The sequence below is a fragment of the Sphingopyxis lindanitolerans genome, from assembly GCF_002993885.1.
GTDB lineage: Bacteria > Pseudomonadota > Alphaproteobacteria > Sphingomonadales > Sphingomonadaceae > Sphingopyxis > Sphingopyxis lindanitolerans.
Window position 1 is genome coordinate 1483033 of the sequence record NZ_CM009578.1, and the last position, 12474, is coordinate 1495506.

At 66.0% G+C, this 12474-nt stretch carries 12 protein-coding genes; 4 read left to right on the forward strand and 8 right to left on the reverse strand.

Translation table 11 applies throughout. From position 1 onward, the window contains the following. Positions 1-33 precede the first annotated feature (33 nt). From CVO77_RS21400 to CVO77_RS07140, 3 genes are all read left to right on the forward strand, one after another. Entirely contained in the window at positions 34-201 is a 168-nt protein-coding gene (locus CVO77_RS21400; protein ID WP_192878880.1) for a hypothetical protein, read from the forward strand. Then, on the forward strand, positions 194-1627 hold the full coding sequence (locus CVO77_RS07135; protein ID WP_105998525.1) for a putative O-glycosylation ligase, exosortase A system-associated: 1434 nt from the start codon (positions 194-196) through the stop codon (positions 1625-1627). Before CVO77_RS21400 ends, CVO77_RS07135 begins: the two co-directional genes overlap by 8 nt. A gap of 97 nt (positions 1628-1724) precedes the next feature. Further along, positions 1725-2735, forward strand: coding sequence for a dipeptide epimerase (locus CVO77_RS07140; RefSeq protein ID WP_105998526.1), 1011 nt, complete (start codon positions 1725-1727; stop codon positions 2733-2735). On the opposite strand, the gene CVO77_RS07145 is transcribed toward CVO77_RS07140, so the two are convergent. After that, complete coding sequence (locus CVO77_RS07145; protein WP_105998527.1) at positions 2726-3100, reverse strand: VOC family protein; 375 nt, start codon at positions 3098-3100, stop codon at positions 2726-2728. The genes CVO77_RS07140 and CVO77_RS07145 overlap by 10 nt on opposite strands. 177 nt (positions 3101-3277) lie before the next feature. Here CVO77_RS07145 and soxR point away from each other — a divergent pair, with 177 nt between their 5' ends. Next, positions 3278-3778: a redox-sensitive transcriptional activator SoxR gene (soxR, locus tag CVO77_RS07150; protein WP_105998528.1), complete on the forward strand. Its 501-nt coding sequence runs from the start codon at positions 3278-3280 to the stop codon at positions 3776-3778. Positions 3779-3916: 138 nt separating this feature from the next. Here soxR and CVO77_RS07155 read toward each other — a convergent pair whose 3' ends face one another. From CVO77_RS07155 to CVO77_RS07185, 7 genes are all read right to left on the reverse strand, one after another. Then, positions 3917-4207, reverse strand: coding sequence for a putative quinol monooxygenase (locus CVO77_RS07155; protein WP_105998529.1), 291 nt, complete (start codon positions 4205-4207; stop codon positions 3917-3919). A gap of 59 nt (positions 4208-4266) precedes the next feature. Further along, positions 4267-5448, reverse strand: coding sequence for an acetyl-CoA C-acyltransferase (locus CVO77_RS07160; RefSeq protein WP_105998530.1), 1182 nt, complete (start codon positions 5446-5448; stop codon positions 4267-4269). Positions 5449-5608: 160 nt separating this feature from the next. Then, entirely contained in the window at positions 5609-6058 is a 450-nt protein-coding gene (locus CVO77_RS07165) for a MaoC family dehydratase (RefSeq protein WP_105998531.1), read from the reverse strand. 94 nt (positions 6059-6152) lie between these two features. Next, a complete protein-coding gene (locus CVO77_RS07170; protein ID WP_242446131.1) occupies positions 6153-7349 on the reverse strand; it encodes a mechanosensitive ion channel family protein in 1197 nt (398 codons plus the stop codon). Between the two features lie 173 nt (positions 7350-7522). Further along, positions 7523-10417 (reverse strand): M16 family metallopeptidase, encoded by a 2895-nt coding sequence (locus CVO77_RS07175; RefSeq protein ID WP_105998532.1) that lies wholly within the window; start codon positions 10415-10417, stop codon positions 7523-7525. A gap of 42 nt (positions 10418-10459) precedes the next feature. Further along, positions 10460-11605, reverse strand: a complete 1146-nt coding sequence (locus tag CVO77_RS07180; protein ID WP_105998533.1) for a GGDEF domain-containing protein — start codon at positions 11603-11605, stop codon at positions 10460-10462. A 34-nt stretch (positions 11606-11639) separates the two neighbouring features. Further along, a complete protein-coding gene (locus CVO77_RS07185) occupies positions 11640-12464 on the reverse strand; it encodes a sterol desaturase family protein (RefSeq protein ID WP_146130833.1) in 825 nt (274 codons plus the stop codon). Positions 12465-12474: the final 10 nt, after the last annotated feature.

Below are 12474 nucleotides of genomic sequence, written 5' to 3' on the forward strand. Positions count from 1 at the left end.
GCGTCAACCCCAATAGCCTAAGCGATATTCCAGATGATCGACAATCTTTCCATTGGCTTGACTCACGTTCTGATGGCGATCGCGCTGTGGCGGCTGCTCCATCGCGACGACCTCGATCAGGAGGTGAGCCCGCGCAAGCTGTGGCAGCAACGCCGCGATGCCGAGGTTGCGGCGGCAAAGGATGTCCCGTCCGATGCGTGACATGGCCTTCGTCGCCTTTCTGTTCGCCTTCATCGGACTCGGATTCCGGAAGCCGTTCCTGTTCATCCTCTGCTTTTGCTACATCGACATCGTCGCGCCGCAGCGCCTCAGCTATTTCCTGATCAACTCGATCCCGATCTCGCTGATCGTCTTTGGGCTCGCGATGGTCGGCTGGCTCGTCTTCGACGACAAGCGCGACACGCGATGGTCGGGGCGCCAATCCCTGCTTGTCCTGCTGCTTCTCTATTGCTGGATGACGACGGTGGGCGCCGATTTCCCGGTCGAGGCGGCGGACAAATGGAGTTGGGTCTGGAAAGCCCTCATCTGGGCGATCTTCCTGCCGCTGACCTTGCGCACCAAGCTTCGCATCGAGGCGCTGGCGCTGATCATGCTGCTGTCGGCCGCGTCGATCGCGATCGCGGGCGGGCTCAAGACCGCCGCTGGCGGCGGCGGCTATGGCGAGTTGCAGTTGCTGCTCAACGAAAATTTCGGGCTTTACGAAGGGTCGATCATGTCGACGGTCGGCATTGCGATCATCCCGCTGATCCTCTGGTATCGCCGCCACGGCACCATCTTTCCGCCCGACTGGCGCGTGTCGCTTTTCTGCTTTGCGCTATGTTTCGCCTGCATGCTGCTGCCGGTCGGGACGCAGGCGCGCACCGGGCTCGTCTGCCTCGTCGTGCTGGCGATCCTGTCGCTGCGCGCGGTCCAGCACCGCCTGCTCTATATGGCGGGCGCCGGGCTGCTCGCGCTCGCCGCGATTCCGCTGCTGCCGCAAAGCTTCACCCAGCGCATGGAAACGATCGAGGGCTACAAGTCCGACGAGTCCGCCTCGACCCGCGTCGCGGTGTGGCAATGGACGTGGGACTATGCCAAGGACCATCCGTTCGGCGGCGGATTCAACGCCTATCTGCAAAATCATGTCCGGGTGAAAATGGCGGCGGGCGCCTATGACCCCGACGCCCCGCAGAGCAACAGGCCAATCGTCTATGAGGATCAGGCGCGCGCCTATCATTCGAGCTATTTCGAGATGCTCGGCGAACAGGGTTATCCCGGCCTCGCGCTCTGGCTGCTGCTCCACGGCGTCGGCATCGTGCAACTCGAACGGCTGCGGCGGCGCTATCGGAAAACGCGCCGCGCCGAGGAACAATGGATCGCCCCGCTCGCGACCGCGCTCCAGCACGGCCATATCGTCTATCTGGTCGGCTCGCTGTTCGTCGGCATCGCCTTCCAGCCCTTCATCTACATGATGCTCGCGCTCGAGATGGGGCTGTCGACCTATGTCCGCCGTCGCGAGAACGAAGCGGGATGGCGCCCGCTGATGGCGCGTCCGGCACAGGTTCCGGCGCGGCCCAGCCTGCCCGGCACCCGATCATTCCAGGAGCCGGCCGGGCGGGGAACCATCGACGGCCCCGGCGCGCTATGACCCCAAAGCAGCCATAGCGTTTCGCTCCATGCCGGGGCGTCAGGGATTCGGCCGAAAGGGATTTGCCGGTCATGGCGATCTACACTAGCCTTTGCCTATGGCCATCCAACTGAAAAGCGTGCGCGTCGAGCGTTGGCCGGTGGCGGGGCAGTTCGTGATCAGCCGCGGCGCGAAGAGCCATGTCGATGTCGTCGTCGCCGAGGTCGAGGGTGCCGAAGGATTTGGGGGCGCGGTCGGGCGGGGCGAGGGGACGCCGGTCTATTATCTGGGCGAGGATGCGGCGGGGTGCCGCGACCGGATATTGCACGCGGCTTCGCATATTGCCGGGCTGGATGCGGCGGCGGCGCGCGCGGCGATTCAGGACATCATGGCGCCGGGGGCGGCACGCAACGCGCTCGATTGCGCGCTGTGGGATTTGGAGGCGAAACAGCGCGGGCTTCGGCTCTGGCAGCTTGCCGGGTGCGACGGCGCGCCAACCGCGCGCGTCACCGCCTTCACCATCTCGCTCGGCACCCCCGGCGCGATGGCCGAGGCGGCGGCGACCGCCGAAGCCGACGGCTATCGCCTGCTCAAGATCAAGCTGACCGGCGAGGACGACCGGCCGCGCGTCGCGGGGGTGCGCCGGGGCGCGCCGAATGCGCGGCTGATCGTCGACGCCAATGAAAGCTGGGGGCAGGTCGACCTGCTCGGCGAGGCCGAGGCGCTGGCCGACATGGGGGTCGAGATGATCGAGCAGCCGGTACCGGTCGGCGCCGACGCGCTGCTCGACGGGGTCTATGCGCCAATCCCCTTCGTCGCCGACGAAAGCTGCCACATCGCCGCCGATATCGCGCGCGTCGGGCCCTTTTATGACGGCGTGAACATCAAGCTCGACAAGGCGGGCGGGCTGACCGAGGCGCTGCGCCTTGCCGATGCCGCCGACGCGGCGGGATTGTCGATCATGGTCGGTTGCATGCTGTGCACCAGCCTGGCGATCGCGCCCGCCTTCGTCCTCGCGCAGCGTGCGCGCTGGGTCGATCTCGACGGCCCGGCGCTGCTCGCGCGCGATCGCGAGGACGGGTTCGAGTTTCGCGACGGGCGGGTCGCGGCGCCGCCGCCTCAGCCATAGCTGACGACCTCATATTCGATGCCGTCGGGATCGAGAAAATAGAAGCGGCGGCCGGGCTCGTAATCGGCGTGGTTGAAGGGGACGAGGCCGACGGCCTTCACCCGCATCTCGATCGTATCGAGATCGTCGACCTGCACCCCGACATGGTTGAGCGGTTCGCCCTTTGGGTAGTGGGCCGGGCCGCCGTCGGGGCCGGTGTAGAGCGCGACATAGGCGGCGTCGCTGCCGAGGTGGATCGTGCGGCCGCCATCGCGTGCCGGCCCGCGCCAGCGTTCGTGCCAGCCGAAGATCGCCGACAAAAGGCTGGCGGTGCGATCGGGGTCGCTGACGGTGAGGTTCACATGCTCGATGAAGGGATGCGTCACGCAATGGCTCCTGATTCGGGTTGACGCACATAATATGAAAGCTCAAGTGAGGTTTAGATCAAGGGTTAATTGACCTTGCGAGCGGAGCGGAGCAATCTCCAGCCATCGTCCTTGCGCCGCGCCGATAGCTGGAGATTGCCGCGCGGCTTTGCCACTCGCCATGACGGGAGAAAGACGATGCACCGTACCGACCTGATCGCGATCGGCGAACTCGCGGCGCGCACCGGCGTTGCGGTGTCGGCGATCCGTTTCTACGAAGCCAGGGGATTGCTCGCGGCGCTACGCTCGGGCGGCGGGCAGCGGCGCTTTCTGCGCGCCGACATCCGCCGCGTCTCGTTCATCCTGATTGCGCAGCAGATGGGGCTGAGCCTCGAGGAGATCGCGGCGGAACTTGCCGGACTGCCCGCGCAGCGCACGCCCAACGCCGCCGACTGGACGCGGATCAGCACCGGATTGCGGGCGCGGATCGATGCGCGGATCGAGGGGCTGACACGGACGCGCGAACTGCTCGACAATTGTATCGGCTGCGGCTGTCTGTCCTTGAAGAAATGCGCGCTCTACAACCGCGAGGACAAGGCGGCGCAGCGCGGCGCGGGACCGCGCTATGTGCTGGGCGACCGGGCGGGGGAGATTGCGGAGGTGACACTGCATAATCCACCTTCGTCATCCCGGGCCTGACCCGGGATCCGCCTATTCCTTCAAGACAGGCGGGCCCCGGGTCAAGCTCGGGGTGACGATAAGGGGGCGCCGCTTTCGGTCGTTAACCAATATCCTTGCTTTTGCGGAAGCGGCTGTCGGCCGCGAGGCTTGCTTCGGTCAGACCGCGCTCAGCCGCTCGATCTCTGGCGCACCGGCGAGGCATGGGCCGAGCTTTGCGCCGAGGGTGCGGAAATGGTCCGATGCGCGGTGCGCCGCGACCGCCGCGTCGTCGGCATAGCATTCGAGAACCTTGTACACGCCGGCCTCGTCGGTGCGGAACAGGCGGTAATAGCTGTTGCCGGGCTCGTTCGCATGGACCGCGGGGGCAAGCTCGGCAAAGACGGCTTCGAACTCGGCTTCCTTGCCGGGCTGGACGCGCAGGGTGGCGATGATGCCGATGGCGCTCATGGGATTTTCCTTATTGGAGAATCGAGCCGGCCACGACGGCCGGCTCGATACTATGGCTTTTAGAAGACCTCGAACAGGCCGGCCGCGCCCTGGCCGCCGCCGATGCACATGGTGATGACGGCATATTTGACGCCGCGGCGCTTGCCCTCGATCAGCGCGTGGCCGACGCAGCGCGCGCCGGTCATGCCGAAGGGGTGGCCGATCGAGATCGAGCCGCCGTTGACGTTGAGCAGCTCATCGGGAATGCCGAGCTTGTCGCGGCAATAGAGCACCTGCACCGCAAAGGCTTCGTTGAGTTCCCACAGGCCGATGTCGTCCATCTTGAGTTCGAAGCGTTCGAGCAGCTTCGGGATCGCGTAAACCGGGCCGATGCCCATCTCGTCGGGCTCGGTGCCCGCGACCGCCATGCCGACATAGCGGCCGAGCGGAGTCAGGCCGCGCTTTTCGGCAAGCCTGGCTTCCATCACGACGCACGCCGACGAGCCGTCCGAAAGCTGGCTGGCGTTGCCCGCGGTGATCGTGTGGCCTTCACCCATCACCGGCTTGAGGCTGGCGAGCCCTTCGAGCGTCGTGTCGGGGCGGTTGCATTCGTCCTTGTCGGCGACGACCTCCTTGAAGGAGACGTCCTTGGTCTCCTTGTCGACCACCGCCATCGTCGCCTTGCACGGGACGATCTCGTCGTCGAACTTGCCCGCGGCCTGCGCGGCGGCGGTGCGCTGCTGCGAGCGGAGCGAATATTCGTCCTGCGCCTCGCGGCTGATGTTGTAGCGTTTCGCGACGACCTCGGCGGTGCCGATCATCGGCATGTAGATGTCCTTGTGCATCGCCAGCAGTTCCTGGTCGGCCTCGAAGAAGACCTTGCCGCTGCCGCTGACCTTCGAGATGCTTTCGACGCCGCCGGCGACGACGATGTCCTGGCGGTCGACGATGATCTGTTTCGCGGCGGTCGCGATCGTCATCAGGCCCGACGAGCATTGACGGTCGATCGACATGCCGGGGACGGTCACGGGCAGGCCGGCGCGCAGGCCGATCAGCCGTGCGACGTTCGAGGTCTGCGAACCCTGCTGCATCGCGGCGCCGAACAGGACGTCGTCGACGGCGCCGCCCTCGACCCCGGCGCGCTCGACCGCGGCGGCGACCGAATAGGCGCCGAGCGTCGGCGAGGTGGTGTTGTTGAACGAGCCGCGCCCGGCCTTGGTCAGCGGGGTGCGGGCGGTGGAAACGATAACGGCGTCGCGCATGTTGGTGTTCCTTCTTTGCTAAAGCCCCTCCCCTTCAGGGGAGGGGTTGGGGTGGGGGCCATCAGCCTTGTATTAGGTCCGCGAGCCCCACCCCGCTGCGACTAGCGAGCAAGCTCGCAAGTCTCACTGCCCCTCCCCTGAAGGGGAGGGGTGAATGTTTTCAGACGAAGAATTGGCTGATCCATTCGGCGATCAGCGCGGGCTTTTCCTCGCCTTCGATCTCGACCGTCACTTCGTTGGTCTGTTGCCACTGGCCCGGGCGTTTTTCGTCGAGTTCGAGCAGCTTGATATGGCTGCGCACGCGCTTGCCCGAGCGGACGGGGGAGAGGAAGCGGACCTTGTTGCAGCCATAGTTGACGCCCATCTTGACGTCGGCGATCTTCAGGCCCTCGATCTTGGCGTTGAGCATCGGCATCAGCGACAGCGTCAGGAAACCGTGGGCGATCGTGCCGCCGAAGGGCGTCAGCTTGGCTTTCTCTACATCGACATGGATGAACTGATGGTCCCCCGTCGCGTCGGCGAATTTGTTGATCATCTCCTGATCGACGAGCACCCAGTCGGACGTGCCGAGATGTTCACCGACCTTTGACTGCAATTGCTGCGGCGTCATTTGTCATCCCCTCGATTGGTGGTTCGGCGCGGGTTCTAGGCCGGTCTTGCCGCATTGCACAAGAGCGAAGGGCTTTGGCTACGGCGCCGTAGCGTCAGCCCGCCTTGCCCGCCTTTCCGGCGCTCGCCCCGGACCTTGGAGACTCGGCATAGGGCATGATCATCGCACCGTCGGGGGCGGCGGTGAAGGTGGTTTGCGTCGGATAGGCGAATTCATAGCCCGCGGCGGCGAGCGCCGCGACGATGCGGATCGCGACGTCGCTTCGCGCCGCGATGACCTCGTCGTAATTCTCGCTGAACACGTCGAACACCAGCTCGAAATCGAGGCTCGACGGGCTGAAGGTCACGAAGCTCGACCGGATGAATTCATGCCCCGCCGCCTTGACCTGTTCTTCGAGCAGCGCCGGGAGGGCGCGGAGCATGTCGGGGCTTGTCTGATAGATGATGTTGAGGACGAAGCCCACGCGTCGACGATGGAGGTGCGCGAAATTGGTGATCTCCTTGCTGAGGAGATTGGTGTTGGAGATCACCAGAAGCTCGCCGTTCACCGAACGCAGCCGCGTGCTTTTCAGGCCGATGCGCTCGACCGTCGCGGTGCTGGTGTCATATTTGATCGTCTCGCCGACCCGGAACGGCCGGTCGAAGATGATCGAGAGCGAAGCGAAGAGGTCGGAAAAGATGCCCTGCGCGGCCAAACCGATCGCGATGCCGCCGATGCCGAGGCCGGCGACCAGGCCGGTGACGTTGACCCCCATATTGTCGAGGATGACGATCGCGGCGATCGCGAACAGCGCGACGCTGATCAGCAGGCGGATGATGCCCATCGCATTGCTGAGGGTTTCATTATGTCCCTCGGCGGCGCGGCGCTGGATCAGGCCCAGCACGATTTCGCGCGCCCAGATCGCGACCTGCATCACCACCGCGACCGTGAAGACGAACTGGATGAACTGCATGATCACCGCGGGCGGCTGGGCATAGCCCGCGACGAGGCGGATCGCGACGATCGCGAGTACCGTCGACTTGGTCTTGTGAAGGACGCGCCCGGCAATGTGGGTGAAGCTCATATCGCCATCGGCCGACTGCGCGAGCTTGAGCGCGAAGCGCCGCGCCAGCGACAGCAGGATATAGATGACCAGCCCGACGCCGACCGCGATGCCGATCTGTAGCCAGTGGCTGTTCACCCAGGCGATGCTGGTGTCCCAATAGTGGCGCAGATCGACGAGCGGGCTGGTCGGTGCGGCGGCCGGGCGGGCGGCAGCGGCCTTGGCGGCGGCGAGAAGCGAAATGGTCACATCTTCCTTTTGGCGGATCGGGCGGAACGAAGCAACGCCGCGGCGGCTATGGGGTGGGAAGCGGCCGTTGAAGGATGGCGCTGATGTCCCCTCCCGCAGGCGGGAGGGGAGAGCAGCCGTCCGCAATCGGTCGATAGAAGTCGCTACCCTTCGCAAGCAACGCCTGCGCCGCCCTATTTCCCCGCCTTGTCGCTCACCGCCTTGATCACCAGCGCCTTGTCGTCGAGCAGATAGCGCTGTGCGAGCGCCTGCAATTCCGCGGGCGTGGCGGCTTCGACGATCGCCAGGCTGTTGCGGCTGCGGTCGAGGCGGTCGGCGTGGCTCGTCGCCTCGGCGACATAAGGCAGCCAATAGCTGTTCTCGCGCCGCGCCTTGGTCATGCTTTCGAGCAGCGGCCGCCGCGCGCGGTCGAGCAGGTCGGCATCGACCGGCGCGTCACGCAATTCCTTCGCGATCGCGAAGATCGCCGCGCGCGTCGTCGCGAGATCCTTGTAATCGACATTGCTCGCCGCGAAGAGATGCCCATAGCCGGGATATTCGTCCGACAGGCTGACCCCCGCGCCGGGGCTGTAGCTTTCGCCGAGCTTTTCGCGCAATTCCTCGGTCAGCATCAACTGCATCACCCGCGACAGAAGGTTGAGCCGCATCGCCTCGGTCAGGTCGCTGTCGTCGCGCGCGGGCCAATAGACGCGAATTTCGGCCTGCTCGGCAGGCCCCTTGTGGATCAGCGTGCGATCGCTGCGGTCGGTCGCATAGTGGCGCACCCGCGCCGCATCGTGCGGGTCGAAGGCGGCGCGGCGGGCGGGCAGCGCGCCAAAGGTCTTGGCGATCGCGTCGATCGCCGCCTGTTCGTCGATATCGCCGACGACGCCGACCTCGATCGCGCCATGCGCCAGGCTGTCGGCGATGACGGGCTTGAGCTGGCTCCAGTCGAGCGCCATCAGCCGGTCCAGCGGCGGGGTCTGCGCGCGCGGATCGTCGTCGGCGAGGATGCCGCCCGCGTCGCGGCCGATCACCGCGGCGGGGGTCGCGTCGTTCGCGGCATATTGCTGCGGCAGATAGCGGCGGATCAGCGCCAGCCCGTCGGCGCGATAGCCGGGGTGGGTCAGGAACGCCGCCATCAGCTCGGCCTGCAAGGTGAAATCCTCGGACGAGGTCAGGGCGCTGCCGCCAAAGGCGTCGACGCTCGCGCCAAAGCCGGGATTCACCGTCCGGCCGGCCAGGATGGTGCGCAGTTCGTCGAGGCTGTGCGCCTCGAGCCCGCCGAGCATCAGCGACCCGGCCAGCGCGACCTTCGTCGGGTCGTCGCGGGTCGCGAGCAGATTGCCGCCGTCGACGCGCAGCGACAGATAGACGCGGTCCTTCTGGAAATCGGTCTTCTTGATGTTGAGCATCACATTATTGGCAAAGCGAATGCGGCGGATGCCGAGGTCGCCGATCCGCGTGTCGCTGACCACCGTCCCCGGCGTGCCGAAATCGTCATAGGCGAATTTCGCGCTGGTCGCGGCGGCGGGCGCGGTGACCGCGACCTGCTGCGACGCATCGAGCGCGGCGAGGATCGCGCCGGTCCCGCCGTCGATCGGCGCCTTCGCGGTGACGCGCGCCAGCGGGGGGCTGAGCCCCGCCATCCGCTTGCGGAACGCCGCAGTCACCGCGTCGGCGGTCAGCGTCGGCGCGACCGCGTCGAACATCGCCTGCGTCGTTTCGGGGCGGACGACGACGAAGCTGCCGTCGGCGGCCTTGACCAGCACGTCGGCCATCGTGTCGCTGCGCCGCGTCGCGACCCCAGCGACCGCATTTTTGAGCGCGGTGCGGCGGTTGGCGAGCTGCTCGTCGACTTCGGCCTGGGTAAAGCCATATTGGTCGGCGCGCCGCCATTCCTGCTCGACGAGCGCGAGCGCGTCCTTCCACGCACCCTCCCTGGCGACCGCGGCGATGCTGACCTGGTCGAAATGTTTCCAGCCGTCATTGTCGCTGAAATAGCCCGCGAGGATCGGCGAATGTTCATCGAGCGCGATCTTGGCGAGCCGGCGGCTCAAAATCGATTCGCCGACATCCTCGGCCAGCTTGCGCGCGCGCTTGGCCTTGCTGTCGACCTCGTCCACCCAGGGCTTGAACGCCGAGATGGTGACCGAATCCTGGATCGCGGGATCGATGAAATCGTCGGCCGCCTCGGGCCGCGCGAAATCGATGGCGCCGATATCGGGATCGGCGCCCGCCGGGCCGCGGCCTTTCCAGTCCGAAAAGCGCGCCTTGATCTTCGCCTCGATCGCGGCGGGATCGAAATCGCCGACCATCACCAGCGTCGCGCGTTCGGGGCGGTAATAGCGGTCATAGAGGTCGCGGATGCGCGACGCCGGGGCGGTCTTGATCACCTCCTCGGTGCCGACCGGGATGCGGCTGGCGACCTTCATCCCCTGCATCTGGAAATCGAGCTGGTCGATCAGGCTGCGCAGTTGATAGCTGTCGCGCGCGCGGCGTTCGGACAGGATGATGCCGCGCTCGCGGTCGACCGCGGCGGGGTCGATCGTCACTTCGCTCGCGGTTTCGCGCATCAGCATCAGGCCGGTATCGATCAGATCGTCCGACGCATTGGGCAGGTCGAGCTGGTAGACGGTCTGGTCGAAGCCGGTGACCGCGTTGGTATCGGCGCCAAAAGCAAGCCCCTTGCGCTCGAGCAGCTTGACCATCTCGCCCTCGGGCACATGGGTCGATCCGTTGAACACCATATGTTCGAGGACATGGGCAAGGCCGCGCTGATCGTCGGCCTCGGCAAAGCTGCCGACGTCGAAACGCAGGCGGACGAGGACGCTGTCCTTGGGCGTGCTGTTCTTGAGCAGCGCATATTTCATCCCGTTCGGCAGCACGCCGAAAACGATGTTCGGATCGACGGGGATGTCGCTCGCGGCGAAATTCCAGGCCTTGGCGGCGGCGCTCTGCGAATTGACCGTCGCGGCGGCGGGCGCGGGGGCGGCGGCCTGCCTGGCGAGGACGGGCGCGGTGCCGACGGCGAGGAGGACGAGGGGCGACAGCGCGAACGACGCACGCCGGAGCAAATGGGATTTCATGGCGCCGATGTGACCGCGGCCGCGCGGCGGGTCAAGCGCCGCCTAGGCGCGGCGCGACAGGCTTTCGACAGACGACTTGCCGCTTCGATCAATCGCCTTGGCGGCATAGAGCGCGCGGTCGGCAACCTCGAACAACTCGCGGCTCGTCGGCCCATGTTCGGGCCAGGCGACGACGCCGATGCTGGCGCCCACCCGGATCATATGCCCTTCGATCCGGCAAGGCGCGGCGAGCGCGGCGAGAATATGGTCGGCGAGCGCGGTTTCGAGCAGCGGCGAGCCCGCGGGCACCAGGATCGCGAATTCGTCGCCGCCCTGGCGCGCGACCATGGCATCCTTGCCGCACGCGCGCCGCAGCCGCACCGCGATCTCGCACAAAAGCTGGTCGCCCACCGCATGGCCGTGCCGGTCGTTCACCGGCTTGAAGCCATCGAGGTCGAGCAGCGCGATCGCGAAGGGACGGCCGTCGCGGGTCCGCGCAATCTCTTCGGCGAGGCGAAGGTCGAAGGCGCGGCGATTGGGCAGCGCGGTGAGCGGGTCGCTGTGCGCCAGCTCGCGCATCTGGCGCTGGAGCATCAGCAGGTCGACGAGCTGGCCGTGCTGCTGGACGATCATGCGGATCAGAAAGACGGTGGCGACGATCAGGCTCGCCCCCGCCGCGACTTCGGCAGGATGGCCCGAGGTCAGCATCAACCCCGCGACGGGCACCAGCCCGATGCCGATATTGACCAGCGCGGCGAAACGGATCGGCGACAGGCAGTAGGCGGTCGCGAGCGAGCCCATCGCCATGATCATCGCATAATAGCTGTGGTTCTCAGGCGACGCGGCGAGCCAATTGACCACCGTCCAGACGCTGCACATCGCCCCCATCGTCGCCGACAGCCACGTCGCCTCGATCCGGATACGGCGCGCCCGGCGCGGGCTCATGCGGCGGCCGCGATTCTGCATCAGCGTCCCGAAACCGAGCAGGCAGACGAGCGCGAGAATGACCGGAAAGCCGATGCGGATGACCGGGTGGACAGTGGCGATTCCGGCATAGATGGCGGTCGGCGTCGTCGCCGCCAGCATCAGGAACAGCATCGGGGTCAGCGTCTCGATGCGATGCGCGCGCAAAAGCGCCAGATCGTCCCGGATATCGTCCGGAACCGGCGGGAACACCCGCATGCCAAGCCAATGAGAGACCCCCGTCATGCGCCGGGAATAGCAACGCTTGGTAAATCAAGGCTTAAGGACGAAACGGCGCTTCTTCCGAAGCGGCAATCCGGTCGCCGACACCCCGTTGGCGGCGCAATGGATGGGCGAGCTGTGCGAGATAATCCTTCGGCACCTCGCCCTCGACACCATAGCTGCGGGGCAGCGCGTCATGCTGCATCTGCGCGGTTCCGAACATCAGGTCCCAGATCGACAGTTGCGCCCCGAAATTGCGATTCCAGGCGCGCGGATCGTCGGCGTGATGCCAATGATGGAAAACGGGCGAGGCGAGCACCCAGCGAAGCGGGCCGAAGGGCAGGCGGACATTGGAATGCAGCAGAATCGCATGCCATTGGTAAAAGACGAAATAAATGGCGACGGCGGCCTCCGAAAATCCCAGCGTGAAGCAGGGAATGAGCGACATCCCCTTGGTCATCATCTGATCGATCGGATGAATGCGAAAGGCGGCGAGCCAGTCGAGATTTTCGGCGCTGTGATGAATAGCGTGAAAACGCCACAGCACCGGCACGAAGTGACACATGCGATGCGCGGCATAGAAGACGAAGTCGGCGAGCAGAAGCAGCAGTGGGACTTGCAGCCACAGCGGCAGGGCCGCGATCGACGCCTTGACCGTCGGCGGAACGAGGATATCGCCCGCCAGCACCGCCGCCACGACGAGGACGATCAGGCCAAGCCCTGCCGGCAACCGGTTCAGCAAGAAATAAGCGACATCGGTCCGCCAGCCGCTCCGCAGCACAGGCTGGTTCTCGTCGGTCGGCATCAGGCGTTCGAGCGGCAGGAATATCAGCGCGATCAGCAGGGCCCCCCTGGGGTCGAACAGATGCCAGAAGAATTGCACGCCGCCGGCC